Raw genomic sequence first — 17,964 nt, forward strand, 5'->3', positions numbered from 1 at the left:
ACATGCTGATCCCCCGTAGGGTCAAGCACCGCAAGCAGCACCACCCGAAGCGCTCTGGCATGTCCAAGGGTGGAACGCAGGTTGCGTTCGGCGAGTACGGCATCCAGGCGCTCACCCCGGCCTACGTGACGAACCGTCAGATCGAGGCCGCTCGTATCGCCATGACGCGTCACATCAAGCGTGGTGGCAAGGTCTGGATCAACATCTACCCGGACCGTCCGCTCACCAAGAAGCCCGCCGAGACCCGCATGGGTTCCGGTAAGGGTTCTCCGGAGTGGTGGATCGCCAACGTCAAGCCCGGACGCGTGATGTTCGAGCTGTCGTACCCCAACGAGAAGATCGCCCGTGAGGCTCTGACTCGCGCCGCCCACAAGCTGCCGATGAAGTGCCGGATCGTCAAGCGCGAGGCAGGTGAAGCGTGATGTCGGCCGGTACCAAGGCGTCCGAGCTGCGCGAGCTGGGCAACGAGGAGCTTCTGGCGAAGCTCCGCGAGGCCAAGGAAGAGCTGTTCAACCTCCGCTTCCAGGCGGCGACGGGTCAGCTCGAGAACCACGGCCGTCTCAAGGCGGTCCGCAAGGACATCGCGCGGATCTACACCCTGATGCGCGAGCGTGAGCTGGGCATCGAAACGGTGGAGAACGCCTGATGAGCGAGAAGAACGTGACTGAGAACGCAGAGGCGCGCGGTTTCCGCAAGACCCGTGAGGGTCTCGTCGTCAGCGACAAGATGGACAAGACCGTCGTCGTCGCCGTCGAGGACCGTGTGAAGCACGCGCTGTACGGCAAGGTCATCCGCCGTACCAACAAGCTCAAGGCGCACGACGAGCAGAACGCCGCGGGCGTCGGCGACCGTGTCCTCCTCATGGAGACCCGGCCGCTGTCCGCGACGAAGCGCTGGCGCGTCGTCGAGATCCTCGAGAAGGCCAAGTAATTCCTGCGGGGAACATCCCGCAGGTCAGTTCCGCCAGGCTCCGGGTGGGTGTGTGACTCGCACACCCACCCGGGGAACCGGCAGACACACAGGAGATAGACGTGATCCAGCAGGAGTCGCGACTGCGCGTCGCCGACAACACTGGTGCGAAGGAAATCCTTTGCATCCGTGTGCTCGGTGGCTCCGGTCGCCGCTACGCGGGCATCGGTGACGTCATCGTCGCCACCGTCAAGGACGCGATCCCCGGCGGCAACGTGAAGAAGGGTGACGTCGTCAAGGCGGTCATCGTTCGCACCGTCAAGGAGCGCCGCCGTCCGGACGGCTCGTACATCCGCTTCGACGAGAACGCCGCCGTCATTCTGAAGAACGACGGCGACCCTCGCGGCACCCGCATCTTCGGCCCGGTCGGCCGTGAGCTGCGCGAGAAGAAGTTCATGAAGATCATCTCGCTCGCGCCGGAGGTGCTGTAAGCATGAAGATCAAGAAGGGCGACCTGGTCCAGGTCATCACCGGCAAGGACAAGGGCAAGCAGGGCAAGGTCATTGCCGCTTACCCGCGCGACGAGCGCGTCCTGGTCGAGGGTGTCAACCGGGTCAAGAAGCACACCAAGGCCGGTCCGACCGCCAAGGGTTCGCAGGCCGGCGGCATCGTCACGACCGAGGCGCCGATCCACGTCTCCAACGTCCAGCTGGTCGTTGAGAAGGACGGCAACAAGGTCGTCACGCGTGTCGGCTACCGCTTCGACGACGAAGGCAACAAGATCCGCGTTGCCAAGCGGACGGGTGAGGACATCTGATGGCTACCACCACCACTCCGCGTCTGAAGACGAAGTACCGCGAGGAGATCGCGGGCAAGCTGCGTGACGAGTTCAAGTACGAGAACGTCATGCAGGTTCCCGGCCTCGTCAAGATCGTGGTCAACATGGGTGTCGGCGACGCCGCCCGTGACTCGAAGCTGATCGAGGGCGCCATCCGCGACCTGACCACGATCACCGGTCAGAAGCCGGCCGTCACCAAGGCCCGCAAGTCCATCGCGCAGTTCAAGCTGCGTGAGGGCCAGCCGATCGGTGCCCACGTCACGCTCCGTGGCGACCGCATGTGGGAGTTCCTGGACCGCACCCTGTCGCTCGCGCTCCCGCGCATCCGCGACTTCCGTGGTCTGTCCCCCAAGCAGTTCGACGGCCGTGGCAACTACACCTTCGGTCTCACCGAGCAGGTCATGTTCCACGAGATCGACCAGGACAAGATCGACCGCGTCCGGGGTATGGACATCACCGTGGTCACCACGGCGACCAACGACGCTGAGGGCCGCGCGCTCCTTCGTCACCTCGGCTTCCCCTTCAAGGAGGCGTGAGCGAGATGGCGAAGAAGGCTCTGATCGCTAAGGCTGCTCGCAAGCCCAAGTTCGGTGTGCGTGGCTACACCCGCTGCCAGCGCTGCGGCCGCCCGCACTCCGTGTACCGCAAGTTCGGCCTGTGCCGCGTGTGCCTTCGTGAGATGGCTCACCGTGGCGAGCTGCCGGGCGTGACCAAGAGCTCCTGGTAATCCCCTTATTTAGGGATTCCAGAGGCTCTCGGTAAGCATCTGGGTGGACAGGGGCCCACTCCCACATGGCTTAGGCTTGTGGGGTTGGGCGCCTGTCACGCCCGTACGACTTACTACGCCGTAGGTCCACCGCGCCGCACCCGTCCCGTCTCGGATCGGGGAGAGGGATGGCGCACCAGGAAACCCCGGCGAGAGAGGCCGAAGGCCAATTCATGACCATGACTGATCCGATCGCAGACATGCTTACGCGTCTGCGGAACGCGAACTCGGCGTACCACGACACCGTGGCGATGCCGCACTCGAAGATCAAGTCGCACATCGCGGAGATCCTCCAGCAGGAGGGCTTCATCACGGGCTGGCGCGTCGAGGACGCCGAGGTGGGCAAGAACCTCGTCCTCGAGCTGAAGTTCGGCCCGAACCGTGAGCGCTCCATCGCGGGCATCAAGCGGATCTCCAAGCCCGGTCTCCGGGTTTACGCGAAGTCCACCAACCTGCCCAAGGTCCTCGGTGGCCTCGGCGTGGCGATCATCTCCACGTCGCACGGTCTCCTGACCGACAAGCAGGCCGGCAAGAAGGGCGTGGGTGGGGAAGTCCTCGCCTACGTCTGGTAGCGGAAGGGAACGGAGGAAACAGCTATGTCGCGTATTGGCAAGCTCCCCATCACGGTTCCCGCCGGCGTGGACGTCACCATCGACGGCCGTACGGTCTCGGTCAAGGGCCCCAAGGGCGAACTGACCCACACCGTTGCCGCGCCGATCGACATCGCCAAGGGTGAGGACGGCGTTCTCAACGTCACCCGCCCCAACGACGAGCGTCAGAACAAGGCCCTGCACGGCCTGTCCCGCACGCTGGTGGCGAACATGATCACCGGCGTGACCCAGGGTTACGTGAAGAAGCTCGAGATCAGCGGTGTCGGTTACCGCGTGACGGCCAAGGGTTCGAACCTGGAGTTCGCTCTGGGCTACAGCCACCCGATCACCGTCGAGGCCCCCGAGGGCATCACCTTCAAGGTGGAGGCCCCCACCCGGTTCTCGGTCGAGGGCATCGACAAGCAGAAGGTCGGCGAGGTTGCGGCCAACATCCGCAAGCTGCGCAAGCCCGACCCGTACAAGGCCAAGGGCGTCAAGTACGAGGGCGAAGTCATCCGCCGCAAGGTCGGAAAGGCGGGTAAGTAAGCCATGGCATACGGACAGAAGATCCTTAAGGGCGACGCCTACAAGCGCGCCGCGATCAAGCGCCGCCACATCCGGATCCGTAAGAACATCAACGGAACGGCGGAGCGTCCGCGTCTGGTCGTTACCCGCTCGAACCGCCACATCGTGGCCCAGGTGATCGACGACATCAAGGGTCACACCCTTGCGTCGGCGTCCACCCTGGACACCTCGATCCGCGGTGGCGAGGGCGACAAGTCCGCGCAGGCCAAGCAGGTCGGCGCCCTGGTCGCCGAGCGCGCCAAGGCCGCCGGCGTCGAGGCCGTCGTATTCGACCGTGGTGGTAACCAGTACGCCGGGCGCATCGCCGCTCTGGCGGACGCCGCCCGCGAAGCCGGGCTCAAGTTCTGAGCCGCTCGTAGCTAGCGGAAAGAGAGAGGTAATCCAATGGCTGGACCCCAGCGCCGCGGTGGCGGTGCCGGTGGCGGCGAGCGGCGGGACCGTAAGGGCCGTGACGGTGGCGCAGCCGCCGCCGAGAAGACCGCTTACGTTGAGCGTGTCGTCGCGATCAACCGTGTCGCCAAGGTTGTGAAGGGTGGTCGTCGCTTCAGCTTCACCGCGCTCGTCGTGGTGGGCGACGGTGACGGCACCGTGGGTGTCGGTTACGGCAAGGCCAAGGAGGTGCCGGCCGCCATCGCCAAGGGTGTTGAGGAGGCCAAGAAGCACTTCTTCAAGGTCCCCCGTATCCAGGGCACCATCCCGCACCCCATCCAGGGTGAGAAGGCTGCCGGCGTCGTGCTCCTGAAGCCCGCGTCGCCCGGTACCGGTGTTATCGCCGGTGGTCCGGTGCGTGCCGTGCTCGAGTGCGCCGGTATCCACGACGTGCTGTCGAAGTCGCTCGGCTCCGACAACGCCATCAACATCGTGCACGCGACCGTGGAGGCCCTGAAGGGTCTGCAGCGTCCCGAGGAGATCGCGGCCCGCCGTGGTCTGCCGCTCGAGGACGTCGCTCCCGCGGCTCTGCTCCGTGCGCGTGCCGGGGCGGGTGCGTAATCATGGCGCAGCTCAAGATTACGCAGGTCAAGTCCTACATCGGCAGCAAGCAGAACCACCGCGACACCCTGCGCTCCCTTGGTCTCAAGGGCATCAACACGCAGGTCGTCAAGGAGGACCGCCCCGAGTTCCGCGGCATGGTGCACACCGTCCGCCACCTCGTGACGGTCGAGGAGGTCGACTGATCATGGCGGAGCAGAACCCGCTCAAGATCCACAACCTCCGTCCCGCCCCCGGCGCCAAGACCGCCAAGACCCGTGTGGGTCGTGGTGAGGCGTCGAAGGGTAAGACGGCCGGTCGTGGTACCAAGGGCACGAAGGCCCGTTACCAGGTTCCGGAGCGCTTCGAGGGTGGCCAGATGCCCCTCCACATGCGTCTTCCGAAGCTGAAGGGCTTCAAGAACCCGTTCAAGACCGAGTTCCAGGTCGTGAACCTCGACAAGCTGGCCGCGCTCTACCCCGAGGGTGGCGAGGTCACCGTCGAGGGTCTGGTGGCCAAGGGTGCCGTTCGCAAGAACAGCCTCGTCAAGGTCCTCGGCCAGGGCGAGATCTCCGTGGCGCTGCAGGTGACGGTCGACGCCGTCTCCGGCTCCGCCAAGGAGAAGATCACCGCCGCCGGCGGCACCGTCACCGAGCTCGTCTGAGTCCGGACGGCGTCTCGCTGACGTAACAGCAGGACGGCCGGGGACGGCCCTCTTCGGAGGGGCGTCCCCGGCCGTTTCTTTTTGCTCCGTCAGGCGCCGGTGACGCGTTCGGCGTTCTTCCGCCACTTGTCACGCAGGTCGAGGAACTCCTTCATCTGCTCCGCGTGTTGGCTGATGTACCGCTGTTCGTAGGCGGACTCGACGGCGACGACCACCTCGAGGTAGCGCACGCGCTTCTTGCAGGCCATGTCCGCGATCGCCGTGTCCTTTTCGGCCTTGCTCGGGCCCTTGCCGGTGTTCGTCTGCCACCGTGCGTCCGTGGCGGCCTCCGTCGGGGACGCGTACGCGTAGCCGTCGGACTTCATGCAGGACGACCAGCGGGAGATCACCCGCTCGATACGGCTGTCCTGCTGGATCTGCAGGGAGAGCGTCTGGCGGATGACGCTCACATAGGACTCGATGAGACCTCGTGGGCTGGCATCCGAGACACGGGTGATGACCATGCCCTGTTCCTCGAATTTACTGGGCGGGCTCGCGCCCTCCGTCAATTCGCGGCCGGCTTCCCCGTAGCACCCGTCCTTGGGGACCTGGTGGCCCTTGTAGGTCACCATCTTCCCGGAGAGCAGTTTCTTCTCGGTCTGTGTTGCCGTGTCGTCCCAACTTCCTTTTTCCGGGCCCTCGGGAGGAAGGGAATAGCCGTTCCTCGCCGCCTCGGGGAACCAGAGGAATTCATAGATATTGGGTTCGGCCTCGGCGACCGCGTTCTCGTCGAGCGGATGCTGTGGGTGGCCGAGGTCGCGCAGGCAGCGGTTGACCACCACTGCCTCGGCCTGCTTCAGCGCGGTGTCGTCGGCCGTGTCGGGGGCGTACTTGTCCAGGGGCCTCGTGACCTGGAGCCGGTCGGTCGGCACCTTGGGAACGGCGCGGACGGACGGCTCCGGCTGCGGGCTTGCCGTGCCGTCCGGCCGCGGGGTGGAGCCGAGACTCGAGCAGCCGGTCACGAGCACCGTGCCGGCGGCGAGGAAGAGCACGAATTTCTTGGTTGCCACTGGTCCTCCGTAAAGCAACAGGAAAAGCCGCGTGGCCCCCTGTTTCACGACAGGAGGCCACGCAGCTGAATCGGACGTCAGTCAGCCGTCCGTCGAGGACTCAGCAGCCGTACTTGGAGTACGAGGAGATGATGTCGTTGTAGGGGCCGGTGAAGGGGCTGCTGAATTCGCCCTTCGTGCCCTTGGCGATCTGGATGCTGGCGCCCTTGAAGTCGACGTTCACGAAGAACTTGAACCCGGTGCAGGAGGTACCCGAGCCGGCCGTCCAGCCGGAGATGGAGTCCCCGATGTAGGCGCCGTCGTTGAAGTAGTAGCGACCGTGGAAGTTCTTGAGGGCGGGCGAGCCCAGGTCGTAGTAGCCCTTGCTCTTGTTGTGCCCGTGGTCGTTGAACACACAGATGTCGGTGCTGGAGCATGTGCCGTCACCGCTTCCGGCCGAGGCCGACGGCGCCAGCATGATGCCCGCGGCCACGGTGGCGGCGGCGACGGACGCGATCGTTGCTATGGAGCGCTTCACGCGCATTGTTGAACCCCCTGTTTTGGTTCGTCAGGGCTGGTCGTGCGGTTGGTCGGCCGCGTTCCCTGACGCTGTGCGACGTGATGATCACGCCGCTCGATCAAGGACCCTACGAGGAGCACCCAGGGCGGTCAAGCGTTTTACGTGTGTGTGTTCGAATCCTTCCGGCCGACGGGCTGAAGGAGAACCACAAGGGGGGTGGATCGACGCCCCGTTAGGGCTCTGATGTAGGTAGGCTGTGGCGCTAGCGCCCAGCGCTGTCCTGGCGTGCCGTAATCTCGTTCCGCAGGCCGTTAACCCAATTAGTCGTTACCTCACGCGCGCACACGCGGGGGTCGCAGGAGGCACCGTGCTCACCGCGTTCGCCCGGGCGTTCAAGACGCCCGACCTGCGCAAGAAGCTGCTCTTCACGCTCGGCATCATCGTGATCTACCGGATCGGTACGCATATCCCGATCCCCGGCGTCGACTACAGGGCCGTCCAGGTCTGTATCGATCAGGCGAGCACCAACACCGGCCTCTTCGGTCTGGTCAACATGTTCAGCGGCGGCGCTCTGCTGCAGATCACCATCTTCGCGCTCGGCATCATGCCGTACATCACGGCGAGCATCATCCTTCAGCTGCTGACCGTTGTGATCCCGCGTCTGGAAGCCCTGAAGAAGGAGGGGCAGGCCGGTACCGCGAAGATCACCCAGTACACGCGGTACCTGACCGTGGCGCTTGCGATCCTCCAGGGCACCGGCCTGGTGGCCACCGCCCGCAGCGGCGCGCTCTTCCAGCGCTGCCAGGTCGCCAACCAGATCGTGCCGGACCAGTCGATCTTCACCACCGTCGTGATGGTCATCACCATGACCGCCGGTACGGCCACCGTCATGTGGCTCGGTGAGCTCATCACCGACCGCGGCATCGGCAACGGCATGTCGATCCTGATGTTCATCTCGATCGCCGCGACCTTCCCGTCCGCGCTGTGGGCCATCAAGGAGTCGGGCTCCCTGGCGGACGGTTGGATCGAGTTCGGCACCGTGGTCGCCGTGGGCCTCGTGATGATCGGCCTGGTGGTCTTCGTCGAGCAGGCTCAGCGCCGTATTCCGGTTCAGTACGCGAAGCGGATGATCGGCCGCCGGTCCTACGGCGGTACGTCGACCTACATTCCGCTGAAGGTCAATCAGGCGGGCATCATCCCTGTGATCTTTGCCTCGTCGCTGCTCTACATCCCGGCGCTGATCGCGCAGTTCTCCGGTGGTTCTTCCGACTGGAAGGCCTGGATCGAGCGGAACCTCGCGCAGACGGACGCTCCGACGCACATCGTCCTGTACTTCTTCCTGATCATTTTCTTCGCGTTCTTCTACGTGGCCATCTCGTTCAACCCCGAGGAAGTCGCGGACAACATGAAGAAGTATGGTGGCTTCATCCCGGGCATCCGGGCTGGCCGACCGACCGCTGAGTACCTTTCGTACGTGCTCAACCGGATCACCTGGCCGGGCTCGCTGTACTTGGGCCTGATCGCTCTCGTGCCGACGATGGCGTTGGCTGGTTTCGGGGCAAACCAGAACTTCCCGTTCGGCGGGACCAGCATCCTGATCATCGTGGGTGTCGGCCTCGAGACGGTGAAGCAGATCGAGAGCCAGCTCCAGCAGCGCAATTACGAAGGGTTCCTCCGCTAATGCGTATCGTCCTCGTCGGGCCGCCGGGTGCCGGTAAGGGAACGCAGGCCGCGTTCCTCGCCAAGAACCTGTCGATCCCGCACATCTCCACGGGCGACCTGTTCCGGGCCAACATCAGCCAGCAGACGGAGCTCGGGAAACTCGCGAAGTCCTACATGGACGCGGGCAACCTGGTGCCGGACGAGGTCACCATCGGGATGGCCAAGGACCGCATGGAGAAGCCGGACGCCGAGAACGGCTTCCTTCTGGACGGCTTCCCGCGCAACGTGTCCCAGGCCGAGGCGCTCGACGAGATGCTCCAGTCCGAGAGCATGAAGCTGGACGCGGTGCTGGACCTCGAGGTCCCCGAGGAAGAGGTCGTCAAGCGGATCGCCGGGCGGCGCATCTGCCGCAAGGACTCAAGCCACGTCTTCCACGTGACGTACAGCCGGCCGAAGGCCGAGGGCGTCTGCGACGCCTGCGGCGGCGAGCTGTACCAGCGTGACGACGACTCGGAGGACACGGTCCGCAAGCGGCTGGAGGTCTACCACACGCAGACCGAGCCGATCATCGACTACTACAAGGCGCAGGGGCTGGTCGTCACCATCTCCGCGCTGGGCAAGGTCCAAGAGGTCACGGCTCGCGCCATGGAGGCGCTTCAGCGTGACGAGGACGGCAAGTAGCAGCGCTCTTGGCGCGTACGCAGCTCAGGCCGCGGTTCCCTGTGAGGGGGCCGCGGCTGCTGCGTGGGGTGGGGCGCGCAGGCTCCGCCCTTATGGTTGACACAGTCCCCTCTATCCGGCCCACGAAAGGCGCCCGTCCCCATGGTGCAGATCAAGTCCCCCGAGCAGATCGCCAAGATGCGTGAGGCGGGGCTGGTCGTCGCCGCCATTCACGCGGCCACCCGCGAGGCCGCGGTGCCCGGGGCCAGCACCAAGGATCTGGACGAGGTCGCGCGCAAGGTGCTCGCCGAGCACGGCGCGAAGTCGAACTTCCTCGGCTACGGCGGGTTCCCCGCGACGATCTGCACCTCCGTGAACGACGTCGTCGTCCATGGCATCCCGTCGGAGGACGTCGTCCTCAAGGACGGCGACATCATCTCCATCGACTGCGGCGCCATCATCGACGGCTGGCACGGCGACGCCGCCTACACGGCCTTCGTGGGCTCCGGTCACGCTCCGGAGCTGATCGAGCTCTCCCGGGTGACCGAGGAGTCGATGTGGGCCGGCATCGCGGCGATGAAGCAGGGCAACCGGCTCGTCGACGTCTCCCGTGCCATCGAGACGTACATCCGCCGGCAGCCGAAGCCGGGTGGCGGCAAGTACGGGATCGTCGAGGACTACGGCGGTCACGGCATCGGTACCGAGATGCACATGGACCCGCATCTGCTGAACTATGTCGACCGCCGGCGGGGGAAGGGGCCGAAGCTGGTGCCCGGGTTCTGCCTCGCGATCGAGCCGATGGTCTCGCTGGGGACGCCGAAGACCGAGGTGCTCTCGGACGACTGGACGGTGATCACGACCGACGGTACGTGGTCGTCCCACTGGGAGCATTCGGTGGCGCTCACGGAGGAGGGGCCGCTGGTGCTCACGTCTCCCGACGGGGGGAAGGCGAAGTTGGCTGAGCTGGGGATCGTCGCCGCGCCGGATCCTCTGGGCTGAGTTCGCCTACGGGAACGGGTTGCCCCGGCGTGTGGCGGGTGCCGCCGGGTGGGGGCTGGTCGCGCGGTTCCCCGCGCCCCTATGGGGCGCGCTTAATGATCTGCCTGTCGGGGCAGGATCTCTCGATTCGTCTTTCAGGGTGTGCTGACGTAGACTGACTCGTCGGCTCTCGTGCACCCGCATGTCCGCATGCGCCCGTAAGGGAAAGCAGGGGAGTCGATCAAGGTAGTCGATTCGAAGGGCGAAGCGTGGCCAAGAAGCAAGGTGCCATCGAGATCGAGGGCACTGTCGTCGAGTCTCTGCCGAACGCCATGTTCAAGGTCGAGCTCCAGAACGGCCACCAGGTCCTGGCACACATCAGCGGCAAGATGCGTATGCACTACATCCGCATCCTCCCTGACGACCGGGTCGTGGTGGAGCTGTCTCCGTACGACCTGACGCGTGGCCGGATCGTCTACCGGTACAAGTAGATCTTGCCCGAGCCCCGGGACCTCCCTGGGCGATGGCACTGACCCGGAGAACCTCACCCAATGAAGGTCAAGCCGAGCGTCAAGAAGATCTGCGACAAGTGCAGGGTGATCCGCCGTCACGGTCGGGTCATGGTCATCTGCGAGAACCCGCGCCACAAGCAGCGCCAGGGCTGACGCACGACCGATCCCTCTGCATCCATCGCAGAGATTCGCGCGACGCAAGCTGAATATGTTCATACGCAGAACCCAGGCGAGTTTGCCTGACACCCCCGGTTCGGAGGCCGGGGACTCAGTTCGTACCTAGTACGGCGGCTGGGAGTCGGTTCTGTGGAAGACCTCCGAAGATCACCAGGAGCCATTGAATGGCACGCGTTTCCGGTGTTGACATCCCGCGCGAAAAGCGCGTGGAGGTCGCCCTCACCTACGTGTTCGGCATCGGCCGGACCCTTTCGCAGCAGACGCTGGCCGCCACCGGCGTCGACCCGAACACCCGCGTTCGCGACCTCTCCGAGGAGCAGCTCGTCGCGATCCGCGAGTACGTGGACAACAACATCAGGACCGAGGGTGACCTCCGTCGTGAGATCCAGGCCGACATCCGCCGCAAGGTCGAGATCGGCTGCTACCAGGGTCTGCGTCACCGTCGCGGCCTGCCCGTCCGCGGTCAGCGCACCAGCACGAACGCCCGTACCCGCAAGGGCCCGCGTCGCGCCATCGCCGGCAAGAAGAAGCCGGGCAAGAAGTAGTCCTCAGCGGACAACGCTTCATCAGCGGTCTTCGCTGTAGGACCGACCACCTCCCCGTAGGAGTTAGTAGATGCCCCCCAAGGGTCGTCAGGGCGCTGCCAAGAAGGTGCGCCGCAAGGAAAAGAAGAACGTCGCTCACGGCCACGCGCACATCAAGAGCACGTTCAACAACACGATCGTCTCCATCACGGACCCGTCCGGCAACGTGATCTCCTGGGCCTCCGCCGGCCACGTCGGCTTCAAGGGCTCCCGGAAGTCCACGCCGTTCGCCGCGCAGATGGCCGCCGAGTCGGCTGCCCGCCGCGCCCAGGAGCACGGCATGCGCAAGGTCGACGTGTTCGTGAAGGGTCCGGGTTCCGGTCGTGAGACCGCGATCCGTTCGCTGCAGGCCACGGGCCTCGAGGTCGGCTCCATCCAGGACGTCACCCCGACCCCGCACAACGGCTGCCGTCCGCCGAAGCGTCGTCGCGTCTGACACCGGCGCTTCAAGGGCTTGCTGCGCCTCCGGGCTTTTCGGCCGGGGGTGTGGGGGTTGTCCCCCACATGTAACAGCCGGGCGGTACGGCACCGTAAAGGGGCCGTATCGCCCGTACCCTTGTAGTACCCCGCGCTGTGTACGCGGCGCGGTTCCGTCGGGCGTCAAATAGCGGGCGTCCACGAAAGAAGGATCTGATCCACACATGCTGATCGCTCAGCGTCCCTCGTTGACCGAAGAGGTCGTCGACGAGTTCCGCTCCCGGTTCGTGATCGAGCCGCTGGAGCCGGGCTTCGGTTACACCCTCGGCAACTCCCTCCGCCGGACCCTCCTGTCTTCGATCCCGGGTGCGGCGGTCACGTCCATCCGCATCGACGGCGTGCTGCACGAGTTCACCACCGTGCCGGGCGTCAAGGAGGACGTCACCGACCTGATCCTCAACATCAAGCAGCTGGTCGTCTCCTCGGAGCACGACGAGCCCGTCGTGATGTATCTGCGCAAGCAGGGCCCGGGTCTGGTCACCGCCGCCGACATCGCGCCCCCGGCCGGTGTCGAGGTGCACAACCCCGACCTCGTCCTCGCCACGCTCAACGGCAAGGGCAAGCTGGAGATGGAGCTCACGGTCGAGCGTGGCCGTGGTTACGTCTCCGCCGTGCAGAACAAGCAGGTGGGCCAGGAGATCGGTCGTATCCCGGTCGACTCCATCTACAGCCCCGTGCTGAAGGTCACGTACAAGGTCGAGGCCACGCGTGTCGAGCAGCGCACCGACTTCGACAAGCTGATCGTCGACGTCGAGACCAAGCAGGCGATGCGTCCGCGTGACGCCATGGCGTCGGCTGGTAAGACGCTGGTCGAGCTGTTCGGGCTGGCCCGTGAGCTCAACATCGACGCCGAGGGCATCGACATGGGTCCGTCGCCGACGGACGCCGCGCTCGCCGCTGATCTGGCGCTGCCGATCGAGGAGCTCGAGCTCACCGTTCGGTCGTACAACTGCCTCAAGCGTGAGGGCATCCACTCCGTGGGTGAGCTCGTCGCGCGCAGCGAGGCCGACCTTCTCGACATTCGCAACTTCGGTGCGAAGTCCATCGACGAGGTCAAGGCGAAGCTGGCCGGCATGGGCCTGGCCCTCAAGGACAGCCCGCCCGGATTCGACCCGACCGCGGCTGCGGACGCCTTTGGTGCGGACGACGACGCGGACGCCGGGTTTGTGGAGACCGAGCAGTACTAAGCGCTCCGCGGGGAGGCCGTACTGCGTCTGCGGGCCGGTTGTGGCTGGTCCGCAGTTCCCCGTGCCCTTCCGGGGCGCCCCTTCGGGGACGCCCCGGATCTTCGACAGACAACCGTCTGCTCGGATACTGACTCCGGTACCTGATACGGCCGGGGCAGACGTACAGGAGAAGAACCATGCCGAAGCCCACCAAGGGTGCCCGTCTGGGCGGCAGTGCCGCGCACGAGAAGCTGCTCCTCGCGAACCTCGCGAAGGCGCTGTTCGAGCACGGCCGGATCACCACCACCGAGGCGAAGGCCCGCCGTCTGCGGCCGTACGCCGAGCGTCTGGTGACCAAGGCGAAGAAGGGTGACCTTCACAACCGCCGTCAGGTGCTCCAGGTCATCACGGACAAGAGCGTCGTCCACACGCTCTTCACCGAGATCGGCCCGCGGTACGAGAACCGTCCCGGTGGCTACACCCGGATCACCAAGATCGGTAACCGTCGTGGCGACAACGCGCCCATGGCTGTCATCGAGCTGGTCGAGGCGCTGACGGTCGCGCAGGAGGCGACGGGTGAGGCCGAGGCCGCCACCAAGCGTGCCGCCAAGGACGCCGAGGTTGCCGAGGCCAAGGTCGACACGACCAAGGCTGACGAGGCTCCCGCCGAGGAGTCGAAGGACGCCTAAGCGTTCTGCCGGGGACTGTGCGTTTGCGGCTGCGGCGCCGTCGTGGCTTGTCGCGCAGTTCCCCGCGCCCCTTCAGGGCGTTTGCGGGCCCGTTCCTTTTCAGGAGCGGGCCCGCTCTTGTGTTGCTGAGAGGATCTGTACGTGAGTGATGAAGCAGCAGCCGGTTACGTTCGAGTCCGTCTCGATCTGTCCTATGACGGAAGCGAGTTCCACGGCTGGGCCAAGCAGGCCGGTGGGCGGCGGACCGTGCAGGGGGAGGTCGAGGACGCGCTGCGTACGGTCACGCGGTCGCGGGAGACGTACGAGCTGACCGTCGCCGGGCGTACGGATGCCGGGGTGCACGCACGTGGGCAGGTGGCGCACGTGGACCTGCCTCGAGAGGTGTGGGCCGAGCATCACGAGAAGCTGCTGAAGCGGCTGGCCGGGCGGTTGCCCAAGGATGTGCGGGTGTGGGCGCTGCGGGAGGCGCCGAGCGGGTTCAACGCGCGGTTCTCGGCCGTGTGGCGGCGGTACGCGTATCGCGTCACCGACAATCCCGGGGGTGTCGATCCGTTGCTGCGTGGTCATGTGCTCTGGCACGACTGGCCGTTGGACGTCGACGCCATGAACGAGGCTGCCGGGCGGCTGCTCGGGGAGCATGACTTCGCTGCCTACTGCAAGAAGCGGGAGGGGGCGACGACCATCCGGACGTTGCAGGAGCTGAGTCTGGTGCGGGGGGACGACGGGATCGTCACGGCCACCGTGCGGGCCGATGCCTTCTGCCACAACATGGTGCGGTCGCTCATCGGGGCGTTGTTGTTCGTGGGGGACGGGCATCGGCCGGCGGACTGGCCCGGGAAGGTGCTGGCCGCGGGGGTCAGGGACTCGGCCGTGCATGTCGTACGGCCGCACGGGCTGACGCTGGAGGAAGTCGGCTATCCGGCCGACGAGTTGCTGGCCGCGCGGAGCAAGGAGGCGCGGAACAAGCGGTCGTTGCCCGGGGCCGGCTGCTGTTGAGCCGGGCCCGGGCAACGGGGGTGTGCCGGGTCAGTCGGCCAGGGCCTGCTTGAAGGTCGGCTCCAGGAACGGCACCAGGGACTCGGCGTAGCTGCCGGTCATGTGGCTGTTGTCCCAGTAGACGACGTGTCCGCCGATCACCGCGGGGCAGTAGCCGTCGGCGCAGAAGGCGGGGAGGGTGTTGATGACCGTGGCCCCGTACTCCTCGGCGACCTCGCGTTCCAGCTTGCGGAAGTCGGGGAGGTCGACGGCGGTCTCGGCCTTGAGGGTGCACTCGGCGGGGTGGTCGGACTGCTCGGCCAGGCAGTCCGGGACGCTGAAGGTCGGCTTCGGGGTGTCGGTCAGGTAGACGAGCTCGGCCCCCGTGGCCCTGAGCGTCTTGAAGGTGTCCTCGGCGCCCTCGCGGACGGTCGTGTACTGGACGCGGTTGGCCACGGCGATGACGTCCGGCTTGAGCTTCTTGATGTAGGCGAGGGCGGTCTTTCGCCACTGGGGGCACTCGGTGTACTCACGGCCGAGATCCTCGCGCGTGATCTTGTAGGCCTCCGGGGAACAGCCGCTCTTGATGACCGTGACGACCTTGACGTTCAGCTTGCGGCCGAGGGAGTCGAAGGCGTTGCCCCACTGGTAGGCGTGCGAGTCGCCCAGCAGCACCATGGTCCGGTCGGACGTCCTGTCGCCGATGACGCACTCGTCGTACGGGGTGAAGCTGGTGACCAGGAGCTGGTCGATGCAGCCGTGGTCGCCCCGGTCGTCGGGGGACTTCAGCAGGGTGCTCTGGCTGATCCTGGGGTCGTTCCTCTCGCGCACCGCCTGTTCGACGGACTCGGTGCCGGTGAATCCGGTGAGGGCGGCGGCGGTTCCCGCGGTGCCGATGGAGAGGTTGAGCGGTACCTGGAGGGCGACCACCATGGCGACGGCGGAGGTGGCCGTCAGGGTGCCGCCGGTGAGGATGCCCCGCCAGGGGCGGACGACCAGCTTCACGTTCTCCCGGAACCGCTTCTCGACGATGAAGTGCATCGCGATGGCGCAGAGGAAGGAGAGGACGGCCACCCGGAACCGGTCGGAGTAGCCGAACTCCCAGTCGATCATGTGGGTCCACAGGATCAGCAGGGGCCAGTGCCACAGATACCAGCCGTAGCTGACCTTGCCGATGAAGTCGAAGACGGGGTTGTCGAGGAGCCTCTCGGCGCCGAAGCGGGGGTTGGCGCAGCCGCCGGCGATGATCATCGAGGCGCCCAGCACCGGCCCTGCGACGGCGTAGCCCGGCAGCGGAGTGTGTTCCGTGATGAGGAGCCCGGTGACCAGGGCGGTGCCCAGACCCAGCCAGGAGACGAACGCGGCGAGGCCCCGTGGCATGCGGGAGAGGAAGGGCGCCCACAGGGCGAGCAGGACGCCGAAGGTGAGTTCCCAGATGCGGGCGTGGGTGCCGAAGTAGGCCAGGGGCTGGTTGGTCGCGGTCTGGGTGTAGCCGACGTGGAACGAGCCGCCCACCACCGCCAGGAGGACCAGCCCGACCAGGATGCGGTTGCGGAAGAGGGTCCGGCTGAGCCAGGCCGCGACGACGAGGACGAGCGGGGCGGCGAGGTAGAACTGCTCCTCGATGCCGAGTGACCAGAAGTGCTGGTACGGGGACTGGCTGCCGTCCGCGGCGAAGTAGTCGGTGCCGTTCTCGGCCAGCCGCCAGTTGATGACGCTCAGCGAGGCGGCGAGTCCGTCGTCCATGTACTCGCGGAATCTGAACGGGCTCGCGTAGATCCAGGACAGGACGCCCACCACGACGATGGTGAAGGCGGCGCCCGGCGCCAGCCGGCGGAAGCGGCGGGCCCAGAACTTGCTGAGGGAGACCTTGCCGGTCCTGTCGATCTCGGCGAGGAGCTGGCTGCCGATGAGGAAGCCGCTGAGCACGAAGCTGACGTCCACGCCGCCGTGGATGTCGAGTATGCCGCAGTGCATGCTGACGACCATCATGATGGCGACGGCACGCAGGCCCTGAATGTCCGGCCGGTACTTGCGCAGGCGTTCTGCGTTCGCGGCCGTTGAGCGATGGCGGGTCACGGTTCTCCAGTAACTGTCCGGGCCGACCGGCGACTTCAGTGGACCGTCGGGCAGGCGACAGCTGTTCCGCTGACGCGCACGCCCTGGGCGGGGATGCGGATGCCGCACGACAGCCTCAGCTGGGCCGGCAGTTCGTTCTGGGCGCCGACATGGGAGTGGCAGCCCACCACGACCTCGTGAAGAAACGATTCGCTGCCGATCGAGGAGTCGTGGTCCACCACGGACTCGCGGACCTGGGCGCCCTCCGCCACGGTGACGTTCGCGCCGATGATGGAGCGGTCGACGACCACGTGCGCGCCGATGACGGCGTGCGGGCCGATCGTCGAGCCGCCCGTGACGCGGGCGGTCGGGTCGATGACCGCCGTGGGGTGGACCAGGGCCTCGGCCGGCCGCTCCACCAGGGGCGAGGGCGCCTTGCCGGTGACCAGGTCGGCGGAGCCGTGCACGAAGGCCAGCGGGGTGCCGAGGTCACGCCAGTACTCGGCCGTGGTGTGGCCGAAGACGCGCTGCCCGGCGGCGACCAGCTGGGGGAAGGTCTCCTGCTCGACGGAGACCTCGCGGTCGGCCGGGATGGCGTCCAGGACGGAGCGGCGGAAGACGTAGCAGCCGGCGTTGATCTGGTCGGTGACGATCTCCTCGGCCGTCTTGGGCTTCTCCAGGAAGGACAGCACCCTTCCGGCCTCGTCGGTGGGGACCAGGCCGAAGGCGCGTGGGTCGGCGACCCGGGTGAGGTGCAGCGTCACCTCCGCGTCCTGTGCCTCGTGTCGCGCCAGGAGGGCGCGCAGGTCCACGCCGGAGAGGATGTCGCCGTTGAGGACGAGCACCGGAGCGTCCGCCGCGTCGCCGCGCAGCAGCCGCCCGGCGTTGCGGATCGCGCCGCCCGTGCCGAGCGGCACCTCCTCGACGGCGTAGGAGATCTCCAGGTTCTGGGAGAAGTCCTGGAACTCCTCCTCGAAGAGGCCGGCCAGGTAGGAGGTGGCGAAGACGACGTGTTCGACGCCCGCGTCCATCAGCTTGGCTATCTGGTGCCGGATGAAGGAGGTGCCCGCGACGCTGAGCAGCGGCTTCGGGGTGTGGTTCGTGAGAGGTCGCAGGCGGGTTCCCTTGCCGCCCACGAGGATGATGGCTTCCTGCAT

27 protein-coding genes are annotated in these 17,964 nt (G+C 66.3%); 23 read left to right on the forward strand and 4 right to left on the reverse strand.

What is annotated here, in order from left to right; all coding sequences use genetic code 11:
• Positions 1-2 precede the first annotated feature (2 nt).
• The 13 genes from rplP (at position 3) to rplO (ending at position 5,321) form a co-directional block, all read left to right on the forward strand.
• A complete protein-coding gene (rplP, locus tag ACFZBP_RS25640; protein ID WP_030745246.1) occupies positions 3-422 on the forward strand; it encodes a 50S ribosomal protein L16 in 420 nt (139 codons plus the stop codon).
• A complete protein-coding gene (gene rpmC, locus ACFZBP_RS25645) occupies positions 422-646 on the forward strand; it encodes a 50S ribosomal protein L29 (protein ID WP_007494763.1) in 225 nt (74 codons plus the stop codon). Before rplP ends, rpmC begins: the two co-directional genes overlap by 1 nt.
• Positions 646-930, forward strand: coding sequence for a 30S ribosomal protein S17 (gene rpsQ, locus ACFZBP_RS25650; protein ID WP_018543912.1), 285 nt, complete (start codon positions 646-648; stop codon positions 928-930). The genes rpmC and rpsQ overlap by 1 nt, the downstream gene beginning before the upstream one ends.
• A gap of 101 nt (positions 931-1,031) precedes the next feature.
• Positions 1,032-1,400, forward strand: coding sequence for a 50S ribosomal protein L14 (gene rplN, locus ACFZBP_RS25655; protein ID WP_003998823.1), 369 nt, complete (start codon positions 1,032-1,034; stop codon positions 1,398-1,400).
• Positions 1,401-1,402: 2 nt separating this feature from the next.
• A complete protein-coding gene (rplX, locus tag ACFZBP_RS25660) occupies positions 1,403-1,726 on the forward strand; it encodes a 50S ribosomal protein L24 (protein ID WP_030046380.1) in 324 nt (107 codons plus the stop codon).
• Entirely contained in the window at positions 1,726-2,283 is a 558-nt protein-coding gene (gene rplE, locus ACFZBP_RS25665) for a 50S ribosomal protein L5 (RefSeq protein ID WP_053661885.1), read from the forward strand. The genes rplX and rplE overlap by 1 nt, the downstream gene beginning before the upstream one ends.
• A gap of 5 nt (positions 2,284-2,288) precedes the next feature.
• Positions 2,289-2,474: a type Z 30S ribosomal protein S14 gene (locus tag ACFZBP_RS25670; RefSeq protein ID WP_003948630.1), complete on the forward strand. Its 186-nt coding sequence runs from the start codon at positions 2,289-2,291 to the stop codon at positions 2,472-2,474.
• A gap of 212 nt (positions 2,475-2,686) precedes the next feature.
• Positions 2,687-3,085: a 30S ribosomal protein S8 gene (gene rpsH, locus ACFZBP_RS25675; RefSeq protein WP_129799270.1), complete on the forward strand. Its 399-nt coding sequence runs from the start codon at positions 2,687-2,689 to the stop codon at positions 3,083-3,085.
• Positions 3,086-3,109: 24 nt separating this feature from the next.
• Positions 3,110-3,649: a 50S ribosomal protein L6 gene (gene rplF / locus ACFZBP_RS25680; RefSeq protein WP_053846786.1), complete on the forward strand. Its 540-nt coding sequence runs from the start codon at positions 3,110-3,112 to the stop codon at positions 3,647-3,649.
• Positions 3,650-3,652: 3 nt separating this feature from the next.
• Positions 3,653-4,036 (forward strand): 50S ribosomal protein L18, encoded by a 384-nt coding sequence (gene rplR / locus ACFZBP_RS25685; protein WP_030930487.1) that lies wholly within the window; start codon positions 3,653-3,655, stop codon positions 4,034-4,036.
• A gap of 36 nt (positions 4,037-4,072) precedes the next feature.
• The gene (gene rpsE, locus ACFZBP_RS25690; RefSeq protein ID WP_009190144.1) at positions 4,073-4,678 is read left to right on the forward strand and encodes a 30S ribosomal protein S5; all 606 of its coding nucleotides are present in this window, start codon (positions 4,073-4,075) and stop codon (positions 4,676-4,678) included.
• A gap of 2 nt (positions 4,679-4,680) precedes the next feature.
• Positions 4,681-4,863: a 50S ribosomal protein L30 gene (gene rpmD, locus ACFZBP_RS25695; RefSeq protein WP_003974250.1), complete on the forward strand. Its 183-nt coding sequence runs from the start codon at positions 4,681-4,683 to the stop codon at positions 4,861-4,863.
• Between the two features lie 2 nt (positions 4,864-4,865).
• Positions 4,866-5,321 carry a 50S ribosomal protein L15 gene (rplO, locus tag ACFZBP_RS25700; RefSeq protein ID WP_023547373.1) on the forward strand — a complete coding sequence of 152 codons (456 nt, stop codon included), beginning with the start codon at positions 4,866-4,868 and terminating at the stop codon, positions 5,319-5,321.
• 89 nt (positions 5,322-5,410) lie between these two features.
• Here the strand turns inward: rplO and ACFZBP_RS25705 are convergent, their stop codons facing one another.
• Together ACFZBP_RS25705 and ACFZBP_RS25710 are read right to left on the reverse strand one after the other, a co-directional pair.
• Positions 5,411-6,370, reverse strand: a complete 960-nt coding sequence (locus ACFZBP_RS25705) for a hypothetical protein (protein ID WP_391416405.1) — start codon at positions 6,368-6,370, stop codon at positions 5,411-5,413.
• A 100-nt stretch (positions 6,371-6,470) separates the two neighbouring features.
• A complete protein-coding gene (locus ACFZBP_RS25710; protein WP_383452274.1) occupies positions 6,471-6,893 on the reverse strand; it encodes a hypothetical protein in 423 nt (140 codons plus the stop codon).
• 343 nt (positions 6,894-7,236) lie between these two features.
• On the opposite strand from ACFZBP_RS25710, the gene secY reads away from it, so the two are divergent.
• The 10 genes from secY (at position 7,237) to truA (ending at position 14,770) form a co-directional block, all read left to right on the forward strand.
• Positions 7,237-8,550 carry a preprotein translocase subunit SecY gene (secY, locus tag ACFZBP_RS25715; RefSeq protein WP_383452276.1) on the forward strand — a complete coding sequence of 438 codons (1,314 nt, stop codon included), beginning with the start codon at positions 7,237-7,239 and terminating at the stop codon, positions 8,548-8,550.
• Positions 8,550-9,212, forward strand: coding sequence for an adenylate kinase (locus ACFZBP_RS25720; protein WP_383452278.1), 663 nt, complete (start codon positions 8,550-8,552; stop codon positions 9,210-9,212). The genes secY and ACFZBP_RS25720 overlap by 1 nt, the downstream gene beginning before the upstream one ends.
• A gap of 141 nt (positions 9,213-9,353) precedes the next feature.
• Positions 9,354-10,190 (forward strand): type I methionyl aminopeptidase, encoded by an 837-nt coding sequence (gene map / locus ACFZBP_RS25725; protein WP_383452280.1) that lies wholly within the window; start codon positions 9,354-9,356, stop codon positions 10,188-10,190.
• 248 nt (positions 10,191-10,438) lie between these two features.
• Positions 10,439-10,660 (forward strand): translation initiation factor IF-1, encoded by a 222-nt coding sequence (infA, locus tag ACFZBP_RS25730; protein WP_003948620.1) that lies wholly within the window; start codon positions 10,439-10,441, stop codon positions 10,658-10,660.
• 60 nt (positions 10,661-10,720) lie between these two features.
• Positions 10,721-10,834 carry a 50S ribosomal protein L36 gene (gene rpmJ / locus ACFZBP_RS25735; protein WP_003998809.1) on the forward strand — a complete coding sequence of 38 codons (114 nt, stop codon included), beginning with the start codon at positions 10,721-10,723 and terminating at the stop codon, positions 10,832-10,834.
• Between the two features lie 188 nt (positions 10,835-11,022).
• Positions 11,023-11,403 (forward strand): 30S ribosomal protein S13, encoded by a 381-nt coding sequence (gene rpsM / locus ACFZBP_RS25740; protein WP_062721749.1) that lies wholly within the window; start codon positions 11,023-11,025, stop codon positions 11,401-11,403.
• 70 nt (positions 11,404-11,473) lie between these two features.
• A complete protein-coding gene (gene rpsK / locus ACFZBP_RS25745) occupies positions 11,474-11,878 on the forward strand; it encodes a 30S ribosomal protein S11 (protein ID WP_003956432.1) in 405 nt (134 codons plus the stop codon).
• A 205-nt stretch (positions 11,879-12,083) separates the two neighbouring features.
• A complete protein-coding gene (locus ACFZBP_RS25750) occupies positions 12,084-13,106 on the forward strand; it encodes a DNA-directed RNA polymerase subunit alpha (RefSeq protein ID WP_003966937.1) in 1,023 nt (340 codons plus the stop codon).
• A 176-nt stretch (positions 13,107-13,282) separates the two neighbouring features.
• Entirely contained in the window at positions 13,283-13,774 is a 492-nt protein-coding gene (gene rplQ / locus ACFZBP_RS25755; RefSeq protein WP_383452282.1) for a 50S ribosomal protein L17, read from the forward strand.
• A gap of 141 nt (positions 13,775-13,915) precedes the next feature.
• Positions 13,916-14,770: a tRNA pseudouridine(38-40) synthase TruA gene (truA, locus tag ACFZBP_RS25760; protein ID WP_383452284.1), complete on the forward strand. Its 855-nt coding sequence runs from the start codon at positions 13,916-13,918 to the stop codon at positions 14,768-14,770.
• Positions 14,771-14,800: 30 nt separating this feature from the next.
• On the opposite strand, the gene ACFZBP_RS25765 is transcribed toward truA, so the two are convergent.
• On the reverse strand, positions 14,801-16,828 hold the full coding sequence (locus ACFZBP_RS25765; protein WP_391416410.1) for an SGNH hydrolase domain-containing protein: 2,028 nt from the start codon (positions 16,826-16,828) through the stop codon (positions 14,801-14,803).
• Between the two features lie 35 nt (positions 16,829-16,863).
• Positions 16,864-17,964, reverse strand: coding sequence for a sugar phosphate nucleotidyltransferase (locus tag ACFZBP_RS25770; RefSeq protein WP_391416412.1), 1,101 nt, complete (start codon positions 17,962-17,964; stop codon positions 16,864-16,866).

This window comes from Streptomyces sp. NPDC008086, assembly GCF_042957325.1.
Classification (GTDB): domain Bacteria; phylum Actinomycetota; class Actinomycetes; order Streptomycetales; family Streptomycetaceae; genus Streptomyces.